Genomic DNA, 23348 nt, shown 5'->3' with positions numbered 1-23348 from the left:
TTCTTAAAACCCGTTTCTTGCGTTGTTATTAATATAAATGTTCTAACACAGCCTAATCCACCTGTATTCTGATACAATTTTGCTATCTTTTGACATGCCGTACAAGATTTGTTTTGATATCAAAAAAAATCATAGAAATTTCATTTTTCTTTACATATTTTAATAACTTTTCAAAATAGCATTTCACCAAAATAAAATTAACTTTGTAATAAATCATTAATCAATGAATCCTTCAACTTCGGGTTGGATCGAAAAATTCTTAAGAGATCTCGATGACGACCCTAATTTGCCTCAATGGTCATTTGATAAGCTATATCTCGATTTAAGACGAGTAGGTTTTATCTATGGTACTTCTGTAGATATTATTGTAGTTAATGATTCTGATATTGTTTATTCTGAAGAAGAAAAAACAAAGATCAATTTATTCGCTGCACTTGTGATTACCTACTATGATACGATCGAAAATGCTAATAAAAATGATTGTATTGAAGCACTTATACAGTTCTATGATTTTTTAGATACCAAAAAATCTATTTTTTCTTTAGGGAATATCCTCTCTGGAAATAAAAGTGAAAAGCTCGAAAAAATTATACATGCCCGTATACAAACCAATGAATCTGTTTTTAAGAAAAACTTTAGTCATCTATTAACAAATGCATTATTATTTATTGATGTATTAGCTTTTGAGTATTTTCTTATACATGATAAGGATCCTTTTGGGTATGCTGCCAAATTAGAGGAAACCTTAACAAATACTGTTTTTCTTGCTCTAAACTCTAAAAAAGAGCAAGATGAATATGACAAGCTTTTGGTTAAGCTATTCTCTTCTTCTGTACGGTATACTAATATTTCTACCGAAGAAGAAGCTAGTTTTGATTATATAGAATTAGATCCATATACCGATGAAATTGAAAAAAAATACATCCTGGACCTTACCAGTTTAGCTGTTTGGAATGATAGAGAAGTAGATACTGGAGAGCAGAGTTTTATGCTAGCTCTTGGTACAGAGCTTGAGCTACCTCATACGGTAATAGCAGAATCGATTGATTTGGTACAATCGTTTATTAATGAACATAAAGAAGATATTTCATTTTTTAATTACTCGAATCCTGCATTACATTTTTACCAGCAAACCTCGCGAACGGTAAGTATATTGATATTAAGGAATAAAAAAAGATTAATTAAAGAAATCTCTGAAAGTAAAGATCTAATGATTTTATTAGGGCAATCTACTATGCGGGATTTATCTAAGGAAGAAAAACAACAAGTAAAAAAACAACTACTCGATATCTGTAAAACGATACCTTCTTTAGCTATTTTTATTCTACCGGGTGGAAGTTTATTATTGCCCTTACTGGTTAAATTTATTCCTCAGCTATTACCATCTGCATTTAATGAGAATAAATAATCATATCTCTAGTTTTTTAAGTTCCCCATAATTCCTTTTCAACCTTCGGGTAAAAATTCCATAAATAACTCTATAGAATAATGCTATTACCCCTATAAATGCTGAAGTAACCAATAAAGTAACTACTACAATTAACCATACTGGCAATTGATTTTCGGCAGAGCTATTCTGAAATGTTTCTGTAAATATAAGCGCATAACTCATAGTAGCAATCATCGCTAATGCAAAAAAGCTAATATTTACCCAGATATATCGTTTTACCGTTCTTCTGGTTTTTATAATATTTTCCATTAATACTTTAGCAGAATCGGTAACTTTTATTTTCTTATAGTTGATATAAAAACGAGTAATAAAGTATAGCAAAATACCGTAAGAAACAATTGAAGCTATTAAGGAGTACGACCCCATATCTACCTTTTCTACTTCTGCCGTATACATTCCGTTTAGTCTAAATAAGACATCCAAAGAAGCCCATAATAGAAATTCTAAAATACTAATGATAAAAATCCATCTTACAATAGAAGAAGATTTCTTTAGTATCATTTTATATATTTCTTTATAAGACAACTTGGGAAGCACATCTTCCTGCTTCTTCCAGTCTTTCTTTAATAGTTCTAATTCATCCATAGGGTTACGGATTTAATATTTTTTTCAACTTCGTTTTTACTCTATTCATCTTTACTCGGGCATTTACCTCGCTAATACCCATGGTATCAGCTATTTCTCTATATGATTTATCTTCAAGATATAAGAAAACCAAAGCTTTCTCTATATCATTTAATTGTTTTACTGCTGCATACATTAGTTTAAGTTGCTGCTCGACTTCATCGTCATATTCTTCAGCTTTTATCTTAAAATTCATCGTATCAAGATCTGCAGTCTTAATACTTCTTTTGGATCTTCTGTATAATGTTATAGCCGTATTTAATGCAACTCTATACATCCAGGTACTGAATTTTGCATCCCCTCTAAACTTAGGATATGCTTTCCAAAGTTGAATCGTTATTTCCTGAAACAAATCATTATGTGAATCTGGATCACTGGTATATATTCTACATACCTTGTGCACAATATTCTGATTTTGCTCAAGATTGGTTACAAAACTATGTTCTAATTCTTTATTCACTTTGGTCGGTTACTTCTTATATGTAGTCAAGAAAACGTTTATGTTACAAATAAAAATAAAAGTATGATAATTTTAATCATAAATCCAAGTATTCTGTAGGGTATATAATTTTATCACTTTATCTTTGTAATACAACATATATCTTATGAATATTCCACATACCAATTTACCCAGATTAGTCGTAATTGGCGGGGGTTTTGCCGGGGTTGCATTAGCAAGAAAAATGGTTAAAGAAGATGTACAACTGGTCTTACTAGACAGACATAACTACCACACTTTTCAACCACTTCTTTATCAAGTATCTACATCATCATTAGAGCCAGATTCTATTGCATATCCACTTCGTAAAATTGTTAAAAGAGGTAAAAATACTTTTTTTAGAATGGCAGAAGTAACGGCTATTGATCCAGATATTCAAAATATACATACCAATATCGGTAGCATTTCTTATGATTATCTTGTTATTGCTACGGGTGCACGAACCAATTTTTTTGGAAATACTACTATAGAAAATAATGCAATGCGAATGAAAAATCTACCGCAAGCATTAAATCTACGTAGTTTAATGCTTGAGAATCTTGAGCAGGCAGTAATTACCACAGATCCAGAAGAAAGAAAAGAATTGTTGCGTTTTGTACTTGCCGGTGCTGGTCCAACAGGGGTTGAACTAGCGGGAGGGATTGCAGAATTAAAATTAAATGTGCTTCCCAGAGATTATCCCGATATGGATTTTGATGATATGGAAATTCATTTGATAGAAGGTGCACCTCGCGTACTCCCTCCTATGAGCGAACATGCATCGGAAAAAGCGGCTAAATTCTTAAAAAAACTAGGAGTACATATTCATACCAACACGCAGGTACAACATTATGAAAATAATATAGTAAGTACTAATACTGATTTATCTCTTAAAACTGCTACTTTTATATGGTCTGCTGGTGTGACTGGGGCTCCTGTATCGGGAATAGATGCAAAATCCCTTATACCAAGAGCCAATCGATACAAAGTAAATGAATTCAATCAGGTCGATGGGTATAAAAATATTTTTGCTATTGGTGATATCTCTGTAATGGAAACCAAAAAATATCCCAAAGGGCATCCAATGGTCGCACAACCAGCGATACAGCAAGGAAGCCATCTTGCCAAAAACTTAAAACGCTACCTTAGAGGTAAAGACATGATCCCTTTTAAATATTTTGACAAAGGATCTATGGCTACCATTGGTCGTAATAAAGCTGTAGTCGATATCGGAAAATTTAAATTCGGAGGGTTCTTTGCCTGGTTTATATGGATGTTTATTCATTTATGGTTCCTGGTAGGTTTCAGAAATCGATTTGTTACCTTTTTTAATTGGGTATATAATTATATTAATTATGATAAGGCAGCAAGATTAATTGTTAGACCTTTTAAGAATAAGGAAAATACTATAGAACGTGTGTAGTGCTGTCTTACTGAAGTATGTCACAAAAATGATATACGATGTTCTGTAAATTTTAATGCTTTACCAGAACAAAAACACTTCAATTTTCTGAATAGTAATTTCTTCCCCACACACTCCATCTTTCAGCAGATAAAGTGTTATGCGTTTTTTCATTGCATAAATACAAAGAAGTAGAAAATGCAATAAACAAGTCTATCAAATATAATATCGTTAGCAAATAATATAACCCAATAAGGTAACTTACTTTTATCGCCTATAGAAAGCCATTGAGCCATACAAAAAAACATCTCGACGAATTCTTCAGGAATCTTACTGCTTATAAAAGTAATTTGGATTTGTAGCAATATCGGCATACCTGTTCTAAGTTCGAGATATTCATTATAAAAGCTTATCCAATACTCTTTTTCATAAAACAGAATGGTGATACAGAAGTTCATATGACTTCGCAATACTACCAACATCCTAAAACCTGAAGACCATGAAAAGAATATTACTTTTTATTACTATCCTATTGTGCGTAGAAGTGATGGCACAAAACACAAACAGCACTGATTTTTGGCAAAAAGATAAAATCATGCATAGTGTTGGATCTTTTGGTATAAGTACTATTACTTATACATATTTATCGATTCATCCAAAACATAAAAACCTTCCCGAATTGCAAAAACGATTAATTTCTCTTTCTACCACTATAATTATAGGTAGTTTAAAGGAAGTTGTTGATAGCACATCATCAAATCATTACGCATCTTGGGGTGATATGGGAGCAAATGCTATAGGAGCATTAACTTTTCAAGCTGTTGTAACCATTCCTTTAAATTTTAATACAAAACATAAAAGAAAAAAACAACATTACAATTAATCCTTAAAATTCTACAGTTCGGTAAAATTCAATTTCAGTTTTTGTATAGATAGACCATTTTTGACCTCACAATCAAAAAACTATTATATACATGAAACTAGCACTAACCATTGCCTTTATCACAATTCTATTCTCTGCAAACGCCCAAACGGCTATTACAGGAAATGTGACTGATGCCTCAGGAATCCCGATCGAAGGAGCAAATGTTTATCTAGACGGAACTTATGATGGAGGATCCTCTGATAAAAATGGAGCTTTTTCTTTCTCTACTTCAGAAACAGGGCCTCAAACCTTACTGGTTTCTTTTCTTTCTTTTGAAACGTATACGATGTTAACCGACGTCTCTGAAATGAATAACCTAAAAATTACACTAAGAGAAGATGTAAATTCTTTAGGTAGTGTAGTTCTTAATGCCGGAACATTTTCTGCCGGGGATAACAGCAAAGCCTCTGTTCTCTCTCCTTTAGACATTGTTACTACAGCAGGTGCTGCAGGGGATTACATTGGTGCTTTTCAGACATTACCAGGAACATCTACAGTTGCCGAAGACGGTAGACTTTTTGTACGTGGTGGAGATGCTAATGAAACTAATATCTATATCGATGGACTTAGAGTTTTTCAGCCCTTTGCAGCAACCACAAATAATATCCCTACTCGCGGGAGGTTTTCGCCTTTTCTTTTTAAAGGCACTAACTTTTCTACCGGAGGGTATTCTGCAGAATATGGCGATGCTTTATCAAGTGTTTTATTATTAAATACTATCGATGAACCCGATCAGGAAAAAACAGACTTATCTTTTATAAGTGTTGGTCTTGGTGTAGGAAATACACAAAAGTGGAAAAAGAACTCGCTAAGTATTAATGCTTTTTACCTCAACCTAAAACCATATCAGGAAATTATATCACAACGAGTAGATTGGAAAAAACCGTACGAATCACTATCAGGAGAAGCGGTATACCGCCATACATTTGAAAAAGGACTTTTAAAAGTATACGGGGGTTTAAACTATGCCGAATTTGATCTTGTTCAAGAAGATATCAATACGCCAGAAGGAGTTAATTTTGGACTTAAAAACAGGAATTTATATCTCAATACCTCGTATAAAGGAAGCCTGGGTAACGATTGGACTATCACAACTGGTACTAGTTTTGCGAATGATCATAACGACATTAAAATTGTAAATACCAATGTTGATAATAATGAGAACAGTTTTCATTTTAAATTGAAATTAAGAAAGAGATTTAGCAATCGTTTTAAATTAAATTTTGGTGCAGAACAATATGTAACTACATTTTCAGAACATGTTTCTGTTCCTGATGCCGATACTTTCAAAAGTTCGTTTGATAACAATAGTACTGCAGCTTTTACTGAAGCTAATGTGTTCTTTAGCAAAAAACTAGCAATGCAAGTAGGAGTTCGCGGAGTTCATAATACGGCACTAGAGTACACCAAGATCTCACCCAGAGCTTCTTTAGCTTATAAAACGTCATCAAAATCTCAGATATCATTAGCATATGGTGATTTTTACCAGGCACCTCAACAAGATGTTTTAAAATATAATGAAACTCTGGAGCCCGAAAAATCATCGCATTATATTTTTAATTACCTGTATCAAAATAATCGAAGAACTTTTAGAGCCGAAGCCTATTACAAATCTTATGAAGAACTCGTTAAGTTTGACACAGATCGCCCGGAGTTTACCAGTTTGTATTCTAATAATGGAAGCGGTTATGCTGCTGGACTAGATATCTTCTGGAGAGATAACAAATCTATCAAGAATCTCGAGTATTGGGCCAGTTACTCTTATCTCGATACTAAAAGAGATTACAAAAATTATCCTAATAAAGCGACTCCAAATTTTGCAGCAAAACACAACCTGTCTCTGGTTACTAAATACTGGATCGAAGATTGGAAATCATTAATGAGTGCCACCTATAATTTTGCATCTGGCAGACCCTATAACGATCCTAATCAATCTGTATTTCAAAATGAAAAGACAAAAACTTATAATTCAATCAACTTTAGTTGGGCATATCTTATCAGCCAACAAAAAATCCTATACTTCTCGGTTTCTAATGTACTAGGGTTTGATAATGTTTTTAACTATCAATATGCAAATACACCCAATGTCGATGGAAACTTCTCCAGACGTGCTATAAGACCTAATGCAGATCGCTTTTTTATTGTTGGTTTTTTCTGGACTATAAGTGATAATAAAACCGATAATCAATTAGATAATCTTTAAAACTTGGTAAAACTATAATCTATACTATTATGAAAACTTTAAAATTTACAGTTATTCTATTGCTTATGTTATGCATAAAAACAGGGATTGCTCAAGAACCAGGACATTCTCTTACCGTTATTGTCACTAATATAGAATCTAACCAGGGTACGATACAAGTAGGACTTTATAATACTAAAGGTAATTTCTTGAATGAAATATACCAATCTATTAGTACAAAAGCTAAAACCGGAAGTGTTGAAGTTGTTTTCAAAAATGTTCCTAAAGGAGAATATGCTATTTCATTATATCATGATACAGATGGCAACCAGAAACTTAACACCTTTCTTAGCATCCCTACAGAACCTTATGGAGTTAGTAATAATGCAAAAGGAAGATTTGGACCACCACAATGGGAAGATGCTAAGTTCTCTATTTCTGATAAAGAAATCGTACAATCTATCAAGTTGTAATGGTATTTACATTTCATCCATTAAAAAATACACTTCGGTCATAATTACTTTAAAAAGATCAGTTTACTAATGATCTTTACACTATAAATTAAAAACTAAACCATCATGAAAACAATAGTTATTATACTTGCTTTTTTTACCATTACTGCAACCAATGCCCAATCATCATATGAAAAAGGAATGACTAAAGCTTTTGAATTATGGGGAGATAAAAACCCAGACGAGGCTATCAATCTTTTTGAACGTATTGCGAAAGCTGAAAAAGAAAACTGGCTACCGTATTACTATGCCGCCCAAGTTCATATTATTACTACTTTTAGTATAAAAGATGCAGAAGCTATAGAATCCAGATTAAAAAAGGCCCAGGATTATCTTAATGAAGCAAAAACATATGCGAGTGACAATGCCGAAATATTAATCATGGAAGCATTGCTTAACACAGCGTATGTTGCATACAATCCCTCGGTATATGGGATGACATTGTCTGCCAAAGTTGAACAATTATACCAAAAGGCAAAGGTATTAGAACCCAAAAATCCCAGAGCGACTTTATACCACGCCGAATGGAAAATGGGAGGGGCAAAATTCTTCGGCAAAGACCCAAAAGTCTTTTGTCCTGAGATAGAAAAAGCTATCTTGTATTTTGAAAACGAATCACATGATATTCCATTCTATCCAAAATGGGGTAAAGATCAGGTAAAACGTGTTCAGGAAAACTGTAAAGGATAATTTTGAAATCAAAAATTAACCCTTGATCATATTAAAATAAAAAGAGGTATACATGAATGATTTAAAAAGAATAGCCATTATTTCCCTAGTGGTCTCTGTAATAGTCGCATTGGTAACTTTATTAGTAAATGGATTTAATTTTGACCGAATCCTTACTGTAAAATGGTGGACTATCGCCTATATGTATTGCTTCATTTTAACATACCTTAATTCTTTTTATTTTAATGTTTTGAATAATAAATTTGAATGGAAAAACAAGGGACTACAAAGGGTTCTAATTGGAGCCGGAGGTTCTATCATCATAACAATGGTAGGGTATGCAATATGCCAGTTTGTTGTTGCTGTAGTCATACTTAAAACCCAAACAAGCTCAGAATTTATTATTGATCAGTCTTTTAAAGATTACCTGTTTCCGTTATTACTAACAGTTATCATTTCTCTATTCTTTCATACGGTATACTTCTATAAAGCATTACAGGAGACAAAAGTTACCGAGCAAAAGATTATAGCGGGAACTGTTTCTGCAAAGTTTGCAGCATTAAAGAATCAATTAGATCCTCATTTTTTGTTTAACAGCCTTAATGTATTGACCTCTCTAATTGAGGAAAATCCAAAAATGGCACAAAAATTTACAACATCATTATCAAAAGTATATCGATATGTTTTAGAGCAAAAAGATAAAGAATTGGTCACTGTGGACGAAGAATTAAAATTTGCTCGAACGTATATGACTTTAATACAATTACGCTTTGAAGACAGTATTATTTTTGAGATTCCTGAGCAAGCATTAAATCCTGAAGCCAGAGTAGTACCACTATCATTACAAATTTTACTTGAGAATACTGTAAAACACAATATAGTGATGCCAGAGAACCCGCTGCATATCAAAATCTATGAAAAAGATAATTTTCTAATCGTTGAAAATAATCTTCAACCCAAAGAGGTCATAAAACAAAGCAGTGGCGTAGGCTTAGGAAATGTACAACAACGATACGCACTATTAACGAAAAGAAAATTTTCGGTGTATAAAACGGAAGATGCTTTTATTGCAGAGCTTCCAATATTAACAAAACAAATAAAATCAGCAGATATGACAATTTCAGAAAATATAGAACACACAAAAAGCATAAAATATAAAAGAGCAAAAGAACGTGTACAAAAGATCAAAGAATTTTATGGTAATCTGATTTCTTATGTAATCGTTATCCCTTGCCTGGCTGTACTAAATTATAAAACAACAGGATTTGGTATTCCCTGGGTTATATTTCCTATTGTGGGTTGGGGTATCGGACTCATCTTTCATTATTCAGAAGCTTATGGATATCACCCAGTATTAGGAAAGGATTGGGAAGAGAAAAAAATTAGAAAATATATGAACGAATCAAATGACAGCTATCATGAATGATTATAACGAAGAAAAAGCTTACGAAAAAGCAAAGAAAAGACTTGATGAAGAAAAAGGATTCTATTCTCACCTTGTAGTATATATTGTAATCAATATTGCTCTATTCTTTTTCATGTCTAAGTTGATAATATTTGTTGATGCTAATAATGATGATCCAGGGTTTAGAAACTGGAAATTCTGGAATACCATTTTAACTCCTGTAGTATGGGGAATAGCATTACTCGGACATGGATTATGGGTATTTAGAGAGAAGTTCTTCCTGAAAAAATTCTTTAAAAAATCTATTTTCAGCAAAGATTGGGAAGAACGTAAAATAAAAGAATTTATGGATAAGGATAAGTTTTAGACTCTTTTAAAACAATATCAATAAACTTAAAAACTAATTATCATGAAAGATTTCAATAAAGAAAAAAGATATGAACGAGCAAAAGAGCGAGTAGAAGAATTAAAAAAATTCTATAATAACTTATTCTCTTATGTTATCATTATTGGATTTTTAGCTGGATTAAATTATTATCAAAATGAATGGCGATATGCCTGGTTTTTATGGGCTGCATTCGGTTGGGGAATTGGTTTAGCTTTTCATGCAGTTAAAGCCTACAAAATAAATCCTATGTTTGATAAAGACTGGGAAGAACGTAAGATTAGAGAATATATGGACGAGGAACAAGACCAGGAACAACAACGTTGGGAATAAAAATGATAGTTCAAAGTGTGAAATCAGGAGTGCTATACATTAAGGATACATTCTTTACCTCTTTAAAACTATAAAACTAACTAATTATAAAAGAATGAACATAATAATTATTGAAGATGAAAAACCTGCAGCCAGACGTCTTAACAGAATGCTTGGTGAGTTAAATATAAAAGTACATACTATGTTACATTCTGTACAAGAATCTATAGAATGGTTTAGTACAAATGAACATCCCGATCTAATTTTTCTGGATATTCAACTTAGTGATGGGTTATCTTTTGAAATATTTGATGCAATTACCATAAAAAGCTCTATTATATTTACAACTGCTTATGATGAATATGCGCTTAAAGCTTTTAAATTGAATAGTATCGATTACCTATTAAAACCAATAGACGATGAAGAGTTAGAAGTTGCTGTACAAAAATACAAGGAACAATTACCACAAAAACAACAGCTTCAGGTAGATTTTGAAGATATTAAAAAACTGCTCATAAACCCTATGGACCGTACGTATAAAAAGCGGTTTACAACCAAGGTTGGGCAGCATCTAAAAATATTTTCGGTAGAAGATATCGAATGCTTTTATTCTGAAAATAAAGGAACATATCTGCATACAACAGATAATAGAAATTATCTGATCGACACCACTCTAGAGTCTCTTGAAGATGAACTAAATCCACAGCAATTTTTTAGAGCAAGCAGAAAGTTTTACATCAATATAAATGCGATACAAGATATTATATCGTATACCAATTCGAGATTACAAATCAAACTTAATCATTTTAACGAACAAGAAATTATCGTAGCGAGAGAACGGGTAAAGGATTTTAAATTATGGTTAGAATGATAAAGACTAAGAATAGTAATTCCCCTTGGCTTAAATCCTATCTGTAATCAGAAATCTACAAATTGATCTATCAGCCTCTCCTGGTAAAGGCATCAGTACCATTATCTACCTCACCAGGAGAACATTTTGTTTTTAAATATTTTGTAAAACAAAAAGCAATCCGCTAAATTATTTCTTGGCTAATTAAAGAAACAACCATATTATATTCTATACCTCTTTTCATTTTTGACCATTATGAGTATGTGATATAAATATTCTGGAAAAATAAAAGTATTACTTACTTTTGATAATACACATTCTATCATAATGACAACCCACTATAAACCTTTATTAGGCAAATACCTTATTTTTCCTTTATTTATTCTTGTATTCAACTCCTTTTGTATTTCTGCTCAAGAAAATGATATTCAAGATGCTATAGCATATATTAAACAAGCTGGGTTATTTTACGACAACGAAGATTATGAAAAAAGCATGTCCTATTATGATAAAGCGGAACAAATAGTTAAAAAAGTACACCATGATTCTTTATTATCTATTATATATGCTAGAAAAGGTCATATACATCTTAGAGATGGAAAAAACAAAGATGCACTTGATGCCTATTCAAAAGCATTAGATATTACAGAATTAACAGGGTATAAAGAAATTGAAATTAAGGCTAATTCGGGGCTCATTGTTATTCTCAAAAGAATGAACAGATTAGACAAAGCTTTAAAAATTGCACGTCACTCACTTAAATTAATTCCGAAAACTAATCTTCATAGAAAAGGAGCTCACGCTAGTATTTTGATTCTTACTAGCGAGGTATATTTAGATAGGGAACAATATGATTCTACATTATATTATATAGAAAAAGGACTAGATATAAGCAAAGAGTTAGGGTATAAAGAAGCTATTTTGGACTTATATATAAAAAAAGGAATGGTATATTATTACCAAAAAAAGTATGATACATCTTTAGATTTTTTATTTAAAGCAAAAGACATTCTATCTCAACAAGAAATTAACAACAAGACCTATCCCATAATCAATACCAATTATTTCATTGCAAGTTGTTATTATCAGCAAGAATTTTATGATAAAGCAATTAGCGTATTAACAAATAGTATAAACAACTTTGCAGAAAATGATTCTCTAAAACCTCCCGCGATTAGATCTCATTTACTGCTAGCTCATTGTTACAATGAAAAAAAAGAACATGAAAAAGCAAATCTGTGGAGTAACAAATATGTTAAGCTAAATGAATCTTATCAAAAAGATAAGGATCAAACAGTGGATATTATTCACGAAAAAGAAACGAATAGACTTCAAAAAGAAATAGTAACTCTTAAGGCAAAGCAAACCAAAGATAAGCAAGCGAAAAACCTAATATTCTGGATTCTTTTAATCACGTTAACGACACTAACTTGTATCGTTTTTATGTATATCAAAAAACAACGATCTAATAAAGCTTTGTTTAATAAATTAATGAAAGAAATTAACGATTTAGAATCTATTAAACAAACTACTATCAACAAGAAAGAATCCTCTAAAGAAATCATTATTGACGATCAGAAAATCAATGAGATCATTAAAGGCCTAGAAAAATTAGAAGTTCAAGAATACTTTTTAAAGTTAGAATGTAATTTACGGTCCATGGCAAAAAAGTTAAAAACCAATACCACATATTTATCCAAAATAATAAATATTCACAAAGAAAAAAACTTTACCGATTACATCAATGACCTTAGAATTGAATATGTCCTAAAAAGATTAAAAAATGATAAAAAATTCAGGTCATTTTCTATTCAATCTATTGCAGCAGAAATTGGATATAAAAGTAGCTACTCGCTGGTGAAACATTTTAAAGCAAAAACAGGCATCAACCCGTCCTATTATATTAAGAGTTTGGATAAGCAGTATTTAGACCCAGAAATTAGTATATAACTCATGGCTATTTTAAACAATTTAGCCATAAGTAATTGTTATAAAACCTTAGAATAAAATATATTTCTAACGAAATACATTTTTCTTAACTCTTATATACTTAAGAAAAAGGTTTATAACTAACTAAATCATCTTAAGAATGAAAAAAGACAGAACACAAAAAATCAATCTCAAAAAGTTAACAATAGCAAGGATTTCTGTAGATTCTATGAAAAAAATAGAAGGTGGAACTAGTGTTTTAACAAGTGAGATTGCAGAAGTAAACGGAGTGATTATCGATTATTGTTATCACGAAAAGTAAATATTATTTTTCAAAATATGTATGACCCTGCCAATGTGCAGGTTTTTTTATGGCTATTTTGTTTAAAATGGTCATACTTCATTTTTAATCCCCCTAATTGCTACATACTTTAGTTTCAGAATCAAAATATCCACAGTGATTAATTTTGATAAAGGGGCAGCCGAAAACCTTATCTAACAGAGTAGGTAATTAAAACTTATCATCATGTTTAATAACATTTTAGATTTAAAAGGAGCAACTCAATTAAGCAAAAACGAACAACAAACAATCAAAGCTGGCACATACTATGGCGATCAATGTCTTAGACTTTGTAGTGGTCATTGCTCTTTTGGACGTTGTTTTGAGCAGTTAGACTAAATATTACTTCCCCTAAGGTTAATCCTTAGGGCTTTTTTTGTTGTATTTCTAATTTAAAACACTAAAAATGATTCTTAAAATTTTAAAAGTAAACGGAGTTACGATACTTAAAAAACAGCATCAGAAATCGATTCATGGTGGTACTTCTGGATGTCAAAATGTAGCAAGAAAATGTACAGAGGATAGTGATTGCTGTTCAGGAAGTTGTGGAGTAGAAAGAATTATCAATGGAAACATAGTTACACTTTCTATATGTTCATTTACCTAAATACCTGGTTCTATTTTTTAAACAACCAGTAAAGATTAAAAAAACAAGAAGTTATCAGGAAAATAGACAGAAAACTGCAACTGTCTTAAAATGTTTGCTACTATAAAACAACTAATTTTTAACAAAATGAAAAAAATAATGCAATTAAAAGGGGCTCAAATTTTAAATAAAAAAGAGCAAAAATCTATTAATGGAGGTAACACAGGTATGCGTTGTTATAATCATGCTGATTGTAGTGTTTTAAATTCGATACCAGGTTTTGAGCATGAAGAATTCTTTTGTTTCTGGGGAATGTGCCAAATAGCCTAGTAGATTTTTTCATATATATTGAATTAACATTAAAAAGTCAAAAGATCGAATGATCTCTTGGCTTTTTTTGAGAGAAGGAACGTAATAAACTACTAAAAAGGTTAATATTCCCACTGTCTTTTCTTATTTAGTTCTTCCTCGGCTTCTAATTCTTCCTTCGGAATTACTTTAAGAAAAGATGGATGCTGTTCTATAGCAAACTCTAATTTACTTACGATATCATCGATAGAATCATTTTCATAATCAATATCCAATGGTTTTTTTATCACCATAGATTGTAATATTCCTCGTTTTTTAATGCGAATACCTTTTTTATCAAAAGATCTTCTAAAACCGTCTATTACAATAGGAATTACTATTGGTTTATATTTTCTGATAATATGAGCAGTTCCTTTACGAATAGGCTTAAAAGGTTTTGTAGTTCCCTGCGGAAATGTAATCACCCACCCATCATCTAATGCTCTAGAAATATTAGTAATGTCACTCATTTTTACCTGGCGATTCACATCTTTTCCTTTCTCTCTCCAGGTACGCTCTACAGTTATAGCTCCGGCATACGCAAGAATTCTTGCTAATAATCCGGCTCTCATTGTTTCTTTTGCAGCAACATAATATAGATTAAGCTTGGGCTGCCATAAATACCCTACATTCTTAATAGAGTCTGTACGACCACTTAAGCTTGCATTAAAAACATGAAACATTGCTACTACATCAGCAAAATAAGTTTGATGATTAGAAACAAATAACACATTATTATCAGGAAGGTTTTTAAAAATTTCGCTTCCTTCAATTTGTAATTCATTAAAACCTCTATAACGACTATGCGTTAACCCACCCATAATACGGATAAGCCATTTTTTAAAAAATAATATATGTCCAAATGGATTTCTTTTAAATAATCCCATATGTAGAAAACCGGTTGTATTAGGAATGCCAAATATACAAAATCATAATGCTATTGACGTCTTTAAAAGCATTTTAAGCTCACTTAACATCATTGCAGTTGCTCCCCAGACCACGTAACCATTTAGTTCAAAGGAAGGTACCTCTATATTCTTTGCATAAGAAGTAGTTAATTTTTTAAAAACAACATTATCTTCGTTAAGAAGTTCTGTTAGCGGAACCTCAATCACTTTTGCAACTTCTTCTTTCTGGCGAATAAAATTGGGTCTTCTGTCAGAAAATCCTAAAAACGGATGTACCCAAAAATTAGAAGGAGGGATATATACTTTTGTTAGGGATTTAATTATAGTAACAGTATTAGGCTGTACTCCCACCTCTTCATGAGTTTCTCGTAGTGCTGTCTCTGTATAGTTTACATCATACATCTCTACTTTTCCTCCTGGCAATGCAATCTGTCCCGAATGTACTCCTTCGTATTCGGGTCGTAAAATCAGTACAAGATGAGTTATGGTATCCTTTGGGTAAAAAAACATCATCACTGCAGCATTTCTAGGGCTTCTCTCTTCAATTTTAAGATGATTCAATGCTTTCATACGAGCTTCTGGAGCCATAATAAAATGGGAAGATTCTCCCGGTACTGACATTTTTTCTATTTTTGGGATTAAATTCTTAAATGTTTCAAATGTCATTTACCAAATCAATTTTATGCTTTTGCGTATCTATTTTCATATTCTCTAGTTGTGAAGATACACATTCTAAGAAAAATAAACAGGATGTAAAAACAAATACAGATTCAATTTCTGTAAATGACAAAAAGGGAAAAGAAGATACCACAGCAGCGCAAAAAGAAAAGAAATCTAATAACGAAAATAAAGATACTGAAGAAGAGCCATTTAGACTCACTAATGATAATCTAGAGGAATTCCTGACTAATTATGGAAAAGAAAACCCAGAGACATTAGTTAATATAAAAACTATACATGGTGATATTCATATCAAATTATACAAAAAGACACTTATTCATAGAGCAAATTTTATTTACCTGGTAAAGCAGAAATATTTTGATGAAACTTTTTTCTATCGTGTTGCCAAAGGTTTTGTGATCCAGGGAGGTAATAGTGATCGCCAACAAATGGCAAACAAACGTCATGAAATTGGAGACTATACCATTCCGCAAGAACCCGTAAAAGGCTTAAGACACACCAGAGGAGCTGTTGCTTTATCCAAACAATGGGTAGATAATCCATCAAATCGTTCAACTCCATTCGAATTCTTTATTGTAATTGCTAAAAACGGAGCTTTTCACCTGGATGGAGAACATACGATTTTTGGGAAAGTTGTAAAGGGAATGGATGTGGCCGATAAAATCTCTAATGTTCCTACAGATGGTAGCGAATGGCCAAAAGAAAATATTTTCATAAAAGCAGAAGTGATTAAGTAATACTGGTTATTGTATAAAACAAAGAAAAAAGCGGACCTAAGTCCGCTTATAAAATTTAGCATGGTGCAGCGATAGTTTCACATTGACATGTGTTATGCGTTCCCACAGCCCATTTTACACGTTCTTTATAAGGTCCCATAGGGTGTGCCAACCCTCCTTTTACCTGTGCAATGGTCTTTTTACTTAATTCTAGTTTTTTAAAATTCATTTTTTTCATGTTATAAAAGTTTTATGATTTATACTATCATATCAACATGGACAAAAATTGTTACCCTAAAAAAGAAACTTTTTTTATAAAAACCGAAGAGAAGGAATAAAACAAAGAAAAAAGTTATTTTGCTGTATTTAGGATAATTTAAAACCTAAAAGATTCATTTCCAAGTCTATTTCTGGTTATTGAAAAGAAAAAAGCCCTTTGAAAGGGCTTTTTAAAGTAAATTTTAAATACTTCTTTTATGATTATTGCTTGTTAGCATTATCATCTTAGAAAGCAGGGCCACAGCCACTATAATTCAGACATTTTACAAACTTCTCATCATTTGTAGGATGTTGTTCATCGCACGCACCAAATATTATACTACAATCTGTTCTCATTCTTCCACCTGATATATTTTTTAGGCTACCTCTAGTCAGTGATTTAACACCATTAATTTCTAAAATAGATTTTAACATGATTATTGTTTTAAGAATTAATTTGTCTGTATTTTTTTTAAGTCGCTTACGACTTTACGACTCTTTTCGCGAAAATATTTTATGACATCATAAAATGTTATGTCCTATAAAGGTAATGTAACAGTATACTTTATTGAAAGGTGTAGTACTTAGCATTTATAAATCTTAACCTATCAATTTATAAATGTTACCTTATATTTTAATTAGATGCTTATCGGTAATTCAAGGAAAAATTGGCTCCTAGAAAAAGAAATCATTTTTATAAAAGCTGAAGGGATAAAGAACTAGTACAATATACTCTAAGAGTTTTATTGCTTATATCTACTATCAAAAATTATAACTTCTGCGTATAATAATTATAATCTGCGATTACTCTATCTACAAATTGCAATGGTTTTTCTTGCGGAGTAACATCCATCAAAGCACTTACTTTTTTAGAAAGCTCGAGAATGATATTATGATCTGCATCTCGCCTGGCTTCTGTATAGATAGTTTTTATTTTACGAATCTCTGCATCACTAAAAACAGTAACCTGAGGGTACACGGCTACATAATCTTCTGGGATATCAACTAATATCGTTTGGTTAAATCGTACACGTTGCCGCTCACTAATCACAGTTGTACCTGCTGCCATATCTCCAAGGCGTTGTCCTTTACCGTTCAACAAAATAGAAACAACGGCAACACCACCAAATGCCAAAGTAATATCTAATAAACGAAGTAACCATCGCACCAAGTAATTCGAAAAAGCAGGTCGTGCTCCATCCATACGGGCCACTTTTATTTTCATCGTTGCTTTACCTGGAGTTTTACCGTCCCAAAATGTTTCCCATAATATAAAGTATAAGAACGGTGGTAAACTTAAAATTAACCAAAAAGCCCACTCATCTCCATAATCTAGACTTAATGCACCAATCATAAATATAGTGATGATAAAATACGCTATGATAATCAAAAGATCAATAAGATACGCTAGAATACGCTCTCCTATCCCAGCAGCATTTTGCTGTATACTAACATTTTGAGCAGTTTCTATTTGAAAATTATCCATTAATTATGTTTCTTTGAGCCTCTTAATCTTCGATACATGCGTGAGGCGGCTTTTGTGAGGCAAAATAAAGATAAATGGTTAAAATTTGAAAGTGTTCTGGTTAATAATACTCAAATAACTCCAGATGAGCTTTCTAATTTATATATCGAGATAACTGATCACCTTAGTTATGCTCAGACATTTTATCCTAATAGTCAAACTCTTAATTATTTAAATGGTTTAGCATCTAGTGCTCATCAAAAAATCTATAAAACAAAAAAAGAGAAAAAAAATCGATTGTATTCTTTTTGGGTTAAAGAATTTCCTATAGAATTCTATCAATATCAAAAACACTTACTCATCGCATTTCTAATTTCTGTTTTGTTTACGGCTATAGGAGCATATTCTTCTGCTACCGACGGAGCTTTTGTAAGATCAATCTTAGGTGATGCTTATGTAAATATGACCTTAGAAAATATTGCTAACGAAGATCCCATGGCAGTATACAAACAAATGGGAGAAACCAATATGTTTTTGGGGATAACTTTAAATAATATCAAAGTAGCTCTTAATTGCTTTATTCTAGGAGTACTATTCGGGATAGGAACTATATATATGCTTATGCAAAATTTTATAATGCTAGGTTCTTTTCAGTATTTTTTCTACGAGAAAGGATTGCTTTGGGAAAGTGCTCGCACAATATGGATTCATGGTACGATTGAAATCTCTGTGATTATTATTGCTGGATGTGCAGGCCTGGTTGTAGGAAACTCTATTTTATTTCCAAAAACGTATACTCGACTTACTTCTTTTGTTAAAGGAATTAAAGCTGGGTTAAAAATTGTGATTAGCACAGTTCCCTTTTTTATATTAGCAGGGTTTTTAGAAGGCTTTGTCACCAGGCATACAGAAATGCCTGATTGGCTGGCTATTTTAATCATATCAGGGTCGCTAGCTCTAATCTTGTTTTATTATGTAATTTACCCCAGACAACTTTATAACAGACTAAAAAATGAATAACGACTACATAGAATTTAAGAAAAAAAGAGAATTAGGAGATATCCTAACAGATACTTTTGCTTTTATACGACAAAATGGTAAATCATTACTATCTGTTTTGTTAAAAACTTCGGGAATCCCTTTTATATTACTCTTACTTGCTTCTGCCTATTATGCACATTCTTCTGCGAATATTTTTGATCCGGTGAGTATTAGGAATGGCGGAATGTATAATTCGGGAACCCTTATTATTGCTCTTTTTTCAATGTTGGCAACGTTACTCGTATTTTATGCATTACTTTTTGGTACTGTTTTACACTATATTAAAAACTATATAGAAAACAAAGGTAATGTCGACCTTGAGATTGTATTGCATGGCGTAAAAAAAGATTTTGGAAATATCATCGGATTAGGAATTCTTTCGGGATTAATTACCTTTTTTGGTTTTATGCTTTGTGCTATTCCTGGTATTTATTTGTATGTCCCTATGAGCTTGGTTTTTTCAATTCTGGTATTTCGGGGTACTAGTATTTCTGATGCGATTAATGATAGTTTCCTACTCATAAAAAACGAATGGTGGATTACCTTTGCCACACTTTTTGTTATTGCTATCCTTATAGGAGTAATAGGCTTTGTATTTTCTATTCCAGCATTAATCTATACCTTTACAAAAACATTTACTGCAGCTTCAGAAGGATCTTTGGCTGATCCATCTACTATGGTTGATTGGGTTTTTATCGCCTTAAATACCTTATCATCAGCAGCTCAATATATACTATATATTATCACCGCAATTTCTACTGCATTTATATATTATAATTTGAATGAAAGAAAACACGCTACAGGCGCATTAGAACAAATTGATTCTTTAGGTAAATCAGAATAAATTGAAAATTCTTTACTACGTCTTATTTTTTCTACCACTCTTCTTATCAGCAAGAGTTCAGGATAGTACTGCAATATCCGATCCCCAGGAGTTAGTTTATGATCTCGACTCTCAGCAAAAAGCACCACAGTTTGATAACCCGAAAATAGAGGAGTTTAAAACACAAGATGATTTTAATTATACCGAATATCAAGAACCTGATAACTGGTGGACGCAGTTTAAAAACTGGCTAGCTCAACTCTGGAATCGATTTATCTCGTGGCTGTTTGGCACAGAAGAAGTAACCGGGTTTTGGGCTGTAGTTTTTAGACTTCTCCCCTATCTTTTAATTATAGGTGTGCTATTTTTATTAGGCTGGTTGTTTATGAAGGTAAATCCTTCAGATATGCTTCTTGAAAAACAACTTGCCCCACAGATAGAACTTACAGAAGATGAAGATATTATTCAAAATCAAGATATTCAACAATTGATTGATCAGGCCTTGCAGCATAAAAATTATAGATTAGCAATTCGGTATTATTATCTATTTGTACTAAAAAAGTTATCCGATGTAGAACGAATTCAATGGGAAGCTCAAAAAACTAATACTGATTATATCAAGGAGTTAGCAGACGATTCGGTACAACGTCAATTTAAATCTATCACCAAATTATACGATTTTATCTGGTACGGTAGCTTTGAGGTTAATGAAAAATTATACCAGAAAGCTGAAAAAGAATTTGTTTCAATAACCCATCTTATCCAACGTTAATGTGATGACCAAAAGTTCTAAAATATTAATCATCATCATTATAGGAGCCATTGGTTTACTCACCTATATTGAAGCTAGTGAACCCGAACCTGTAAACTGGTATCCAAGTTATGCCAAAACAGATAAAATTCCCTTGGGTTCTTTTGTTTCTTACAATTTAATAAAAGAATCTTTTGATACTCAAGGGTTACAGGATATAAACCAACCACCTTATGAATTTCTCAAGGATAATGATAGTGTATCAGGAACATATTTTTTTATTAATGGATCGATCAACTTTGATAAAAATGAGCTAAATACCCTATTAAAATGGGTTGAAAACGGGAACACATTATTTGTATCGGCAAAAACTATAGAAAATCGATTATTAGACACTCTTAATATTGAGACCGATAATCTTATATCTATAGATAACATATCTACTAAGCCTCTTGTTGAGTTGGTTAATAAAGAGCTTAAAACACAGTCCCCCTTTTTGTATGATCAAGATATTTATAATCCGTATTTTAATGAATTAGATACGATAAATGCCACTATTTTAGGAGTTACACAATTATATAATGATACATTAAAGGTCAAAGATCCAAAAGTAAATTATATACAACAATCTTTTGGTAAAGGGAAAATTCTATTACATACTTTTCCCGAGGCCTTTGGGAATTATTTTATGCTAACAGACAAGAATTATCAATATACTCAAAACCTTTTGGCGTATATAAATCCCAATCAAAAATTACTATGGGATAATTATTATAAATCAGGAAAAACATTTTATACCTCTCCACTTTTCTTACTTTTAAATAATCGCTACCTCAAATGGGCATACTACTTTGTGCTTATTGGAGTAGTCCTTTTTGTAATTTTTGAAGGAAAACGAAAACAACGTAGTATTCCGATTATAGAACCTTTAAAAAATCAGACTTTATCTTTTACAAAGACGATTAGTGGAATGTATTTTGAAAAAGGGAAACATAAAGAAATTGCTACTAAACAAAACCTCTTATTTTTGGATTATGTACGTAACGTGCTTAGAATCCCTACAAATGAACTCAATGAAAAAACAATAATAGATATTGCAGCCAGAAGCAATAATAGTATAGAGGATACCAAAATATTATTTAAATATTTTGATGAACTGAATAAAAAAGTAAAAATCGAAAAAGAAGATTTATTAAAGCTTTATGAATTAATAAACATATTCAAAAGCCGATCTTAAAAAACGATATATCATTTAAACGAATCATAAATGGAAAACGAAGAAATTAAAAATAACACAAACCCGGAGCAAGCTCCTGAGACAGCCTCTCAAGAGCAAAATCTAAGTTTTCAGAACAGGATAGATCTTAGTGAATTACAACAATCTGTAGAAAAATTAAAGGTAGAACTGGCAAAGGTAATTGTAGGACAGCAGGATTTTATCGAGTTATTAATTGTATCCCTGTTGTCTAATGGTCATGTTTTAATCGAAGGAGTACCTGGAATCGCAAAAACAGTAACTGCCAAACTATTTGCAAAAACATTAAAAACAGATTTTAATCGAATTCAATTCACTCCTGATCTTATGCCAAGTGATGTATTAGGGACTTCTGTACTTAATATGAAAACAAGTGACTTTGAATTTAAAAAAGGGCCTATTTTTTCTAATATGGTTCTTATTGATGAAATTAATCGTGCTCCCGCCAAAACTCAGGCAGCTTTGTTTGAAGTAATGGAAGAAAGGCAAGTAACTATAGATGGTATTCGATATCCTATGGATCCTCCTTTTATGGTATTAGCAACTCAAAACCCAGTAGAACAAGAAGGAACTTATGCTTTACCAGAAGCACAATTAGATCGATTTTTATTTAAAATCAAGGTAGATTACCCTACTTTTGAAGACGAGGTAAATATCTTAAAAACCCATCATGAGAGAAAAACAACAAAGCCTTTAGAGATGGTTGATCCGGTAATTACTCCGAAGCAATTACTAGAATTTAAGGCAAAAACACAAGATGTAATCATCGAAGAAAAAATCCTGGGATATATTGCCGAGATTGTAACCAAAACCAGAACTCATCCGCATTTATATTTAGGAGGTTCTCCACGGGCATCAATTGCTGTTATGAATGCCTCAAAAGCTTTTGCTGCAATTAACGGGAGAGATTTTGTTACCCCAGAGGATATAAAAAAATCTCTTTTCCCTGTGTTACGTCATCGTTTGATCTTATCACCAGAACGTGAAATGGAAGGGATGACAACAGAAAATGTTATAGAAATGATCCTGCAATCTGTAGAAATACCACGTTAG

Annotated in this window: 28 protein-coding genes; 21 read left to right on the top strand and 7 right to left on the bottom strand. The window is 31.9% G+C overall.

Going from position 1 to position 23348, the window contains the following annotated elements:
* Nucleotides 1-223: 223 nt before the first annotated feature.
* Nucleotides 224-1408 (top strand): LETM1-related biofilm-associated protein, encoded by a 1185-nt coding sequence (locus NNH57_RS02290; protein ID WP_074407812.1) that lies wholly within the window; start codon nucleotides 224-226, stop codon nucleotides 1406-1408.
* Here the strand turns inward: NNH57_RS02290 and NNH57_RS02285 are convergent, their stop codons facing one another.
* Both NNH57_RS02285 and NNH57_RS02280 read right to left on the bottom strand, forming a co-directional pair.
* Entirely contained in the window at nucleotides 1409-2035 is a 627-nt protein-coding gene (locus NNH57_RS02285; RefSeq protein ID WP_108808594.1) for a hypothetical protein, read from the bottom strand. It abuts the gene before it with no gap.
* Nucleotides 2036-2039: 4 nt separating this feature from the next.
* Nucleotides 2040-2534, bottom strand: coding sequence for an RNA polymerase sigma factor (locus NNH57_RS02280; protein WP_025664694.1), 495 nt, complete (start codon nucleotides 2532-2534; stop codon nucleotides 2040-2042).
* 145 nt (nucleotides 2535-2679) lie between these two features.
* Between NNH57_RS02280 and NNH57_RS02275 the strand changes: the two genes are divergently transcribed.
* The 14 genes from NNH57_RS02275 (at nucleotide 2680) to NNH57_RS02210 (ending at nucleotide 14379) form a co-directional block, all read left to right on the top strand.
* Nucleotides 2680-3975, top strand: a complete 1296-nt coding sequence (locus NNH57_RS02275; RefSeq protein WP_108808593.1) for an NAD(P)/FAD-dependent oxidoreductase — start codon at nucleotides 2680-2682, stop codon at nucleotides 3973-3975.
* 478 nt (nucleotides 3976-4453) lie between these two features.
* On the top strand, nucleotides 4454-4837 hold the full coding sequence (locus tag NNH57_RS02270) for a YfiM family lipoprotein (RefSeq protein ID WP_234423408.1): 384 nt from the start codon (nucleotides 4454-4456) through the stop codon (nucleotides 4835-4837).
* A 91-nt stretch (nucleotides 4838-4928) separates the two neighbouring features.
* Nucleotides 4929-7082 (top strand): TonB-dependent receptor, encoded by a 2154-nt coding sequence (locus tag NNH57_RS02265; protein ID WP_108808592.1) that lies wholly within the window; start codon nucleotides 4929-4931, stop codon nucleotides 7080-7082.
* 29 nt (nucleotides 7083-7111) lie between these two features.
* The gene (locus NNH57_RS02260) at nucleotides 7112-7534 is read left to right on the top strand and encodes a DUF2141 domain-containing protein (RefSeq protein ID WP_108808591.1); all 423 of its coding nucleotides are present in this window, start codon (nucleotides 7112-7114) and stop codon (nucleotides 7532-7534) included.
* A 105-nt stretch (nucleotides 7535-7639) separates the two neighbouring features.
* A complete protein-coding gene (locus tag NNH57_RS02255) occupies nucleotides 7640-8263 on the top strand; it encodes a hypothetical protein (protein WP_074407818.1) in 624 nt (207 codons plus the stop codon).
* Between the two features lie 52 nt (nucleotides 8264-8315).
* Complete coding sequence (locus tag NNH57_RS02250; protein ID WP_108808590.1) at nucleotides 8316-9668, top strand: 2TM domain-containing protein; 1353 nt, start codon at nucleotides 8316-8318, stop codon at nucleotides 9666-9668.
* Nucleotides 9661-10014, top strand: a complete 354-nt coding sequence (locus NNH57_RS02245; protein ID WP_074407820.1) for a 2TM domain-containing protein — start codon at nucleotides 9661-9663, stop codon at nucleotides 10012-10014. The genes NNH57_RS02250 and NNH57_RS02245 overlap by 8 nt, the downstream gene beginning before the upstream one ends.
* Nucleotides 10015-10056: 42 nt before the next feature.
* On the top strand, nucleotides 10057-10365 hold the full coding sequence (locus NNH57_RS02240; RefSeq protein ID WP_074407821.1) for a 2TM domain-containing protein: 309 nt from the start codon (nucleotides 10057-10059) through the stop codon (nucleotides 10363-10365).
* A gap of 94 nt (nucleotides 10366-10459) precedes the next feature.
* Nucleotides 10460-11215 (top strand): LytR/AlgR family response regulator transcription factor, encoded by a 756-nt coding sequence (locus NNH57_RS02235; protein WP_074407822.1) that lies wholly within the window; start codon nucleotides 10460-10462, stop codon nucleotides 11213-11215.
* Between the two features lie 306 nt (nucleotides 11216-11521).
* Nucleotides 11522-13144, top strand: a complete 1623-nt coding sequence (locus NNH57_RS02230; RefSeq protein ID WP_074407823.1) for an AraC family transcriptional regulator — start codon at nucleotides 11522-11524, stop codon at nucleotides 13142-13144.
* Between the two features lie 139 nt (nucleotides 13145-13283).
* Nucleotides 13284-13445: a hypothetical protein gene (locus NNH57_RS02225; RefSeq protein WP_159099284.1), complete on the top strand. Its 162-nt coding sequence runs from the start codon at nucleotides 13284-13286 to the stop codon at nucleotides 13443-13445.
* Between the two features lie 204 nt (nucleotides 13446-13649).
* A complete protein-coding gene (locus NNH57_RS02220) occupies nucleotides 13650-13802 on the top strand; it encodes a hypothetical protein (protein ID WP_159099283.1) in 153 nt (50 codons plus the stop codon).
* Between the two features lie 67 nt (nucleotides 13803-13869).
* Nucleotides 13870-14070, top strand: a complete 201-nt coding sequence (locus NNH57_RS02215; RefSeq protein WP_074407824.1) for a hypothetical protein — start codon at nucleotides 13870-13872, stop codon at nucleotides 14068-14070.
* A gap of 126 nt (nucleotides 14071-14196) precedes the next feature.
* Nucleotides 14197-14379 (top strand): hypothetical protein, encoded by a 183-nt coding sequence (locus tag NNH57_RS02210; protein ID WP_132066203.1) that lies wholly within the window; start codon nucleotides 14197-14199, stop codon nucleotides 14377-14379.
* A 101-nt stretch (nucleotides 14380-14480) separates the two neighbouring features.
* Here the strand turns inward: NNH57_RS02210 and NNH57_RS02205 are convergent, their stop codons facing one another.
* Nucleotides 14481-15284 carry a lysophospholipid acyltransferase family protein gene (locus NNH57_RS02205; protein ID WP_074407826.1) on the bottom strand — a complete coding sequence of 268 codons (804 nt, stop codon included), beginning with the start codon at nucleotides 15282-15284 and terminating at the stop codon, nucleotides 14481-14483.
* A 42-nt stretch (nucleotides 15285-15326) separates the two neighbouring features.
* Nucleotides 15327-15971, bottom strand: a complete 645-nt coding sequence (locus NNH57_RS02200; RefSeq protein ID WP_074407827.1) for an NUDIX hydrolase — start codon at nucleotides 15969-15971, stop codon at nucleotides 15327-15329.
* Here NNH57_RS02200 and NNH57_RS02195 point away from each other — a divergent pair.
* Nucleotides 15965-16723, top strand: coding sequence for a peptidylprolyl isomerase (locus tag NNH57_RS02195; protein ID WP_074407828.1), 759 nt, complete (start codon nucleotides 15965-15967; stop codon nucleotides 16721-16723). The two genes, NNH57_RS02200 and NNH57_RS02195, sit on opposite strands and share 7 nt — an antisense overlap.
* A gap of 55 nt (nucleotides 16724-16778) precedes the next feature.
* On the opposite strand, the gene NNH57_RS02190 is transcribed toward NNH57_RS02195, so the two are convergent.
* The 3 genes from NNH57_RS02190 to NNH57_RS02180 form a co-directional block, all read right to left on the bottom strand.
* On the bottom strand, nucleotides 16779-16940 hold the full coding sequence (locus tag NNH57_RS02190) for a hypothetical protein (RefSeq protein ID WP_159099282.1): 162 nt from the start codon (nucleotides 16938-16940) through the stop codon (nucleotides 16779-16781).
* A 266-nt stretch (nucleotides 16941-17206) separates the two neighbouring features.
* Entirely contained in the window at nucleotides 17207-17395 is a 189-nt protein-coding gene (locus NNH57_RS02185; RefSeq protein WP_074407829.1) for a hypothetical protein, read from the bottom strand.
* Nucleotides 17396-17729: 334 nt separating this feature from the next.
* Complete coding sequence (locus tag NNH57_RS02180; protein WP_074407834.1) at nucleotides 17730-18446, bottom strand: RDD family protein; 717 nt, start codon at nucleotides 18444-18446, stop codon at nucleotides 17730-17732.
* Nucleotides 18447-18482: 36 nt separating this feature from the next.
* On the opposite strand from NNH57_RS02180, the gene NNH57_RS02175 reads away from it, so the two are divergent.
* Genes NNH57_RS02175 through NNH57_RS02155 form a run of 5 tightly spaced genes read left to right on the top strand, consistent with a single transcriptional unit; the run spans nucleotide 18483 to nucleotide 23348 of the window.
* Nucleotides 18483-19445, top strand: coding sequence for a stage II sporulation protein M (locus NNH57_RS02175; protein WP_108808589.1), 963 nt, complete (start codon nucleotides 18483-18485; stop codon nucleotides 19443-19445).
* Nucleotides 19438-20310 carry a hypothetical protein gene (locus tag NNH57_RS02170; protein ID WP_074407836.1) on the top strand — a complete coding sequence of 291 codons (873 nt, stop codon included), beginning with the start codon at nucleotides 19438-19440 and terminating at the stop codon, nucleotides 20308-20310. Before NNH57_RS02175 ends, NNH57_RS02170 begins: the two co-directional genes overlap by 8 nt.
* Before the next feature lies 1 nt (nucleotide 20311).
* Entirely contained in the window at nucleotides 20312-21061 is a 750-nt protein-coding gene (locus tag NNH57_RS02165) for a hypothetical protein (RefSeq protein ID WP_074407837.1), read from the top strand.
* Nucleotides 21062-21065: 4 nt separating this feature from the next.
* Nucleotides 21066-22277, top strand: coding sequence for a DUF4350 domain-containing protein (locus tag NNH57_RS02160; RefSeq protein WP_108808588.1), 1212 nt, complete (start codon nucleotides 21066-21068; stop codon nucleotides 22275-22277).
* A 30-nt stretch (nucleotides 22278-22307) separates the two neighbouring features.
* A complete protein-coding gene (locus NNH57_RS02155; protein WP_108808587.1) occupies nucleotides 22308-23348 on the top strand; it encodes an AAA family ATPase in 1041 nt (346 codons plus the stop codon).

Origin of the sequence: Aquimarina spinulae, from assembly GCF_943373825.1 — a bacterium.
Taxonomy (GTDB): domain Bacteria; phylum Bacteroidota; class Bacteroidia; order Flavobacteriales; family Flavobacteriaceae; genus Aquimarina; species Aquimarina spinulae.
The sequence above is the reverse complement of the archived record's forward strand: the minus strand, read 5'-3'. Positions and strand labels throughout refer to the sequence as shown.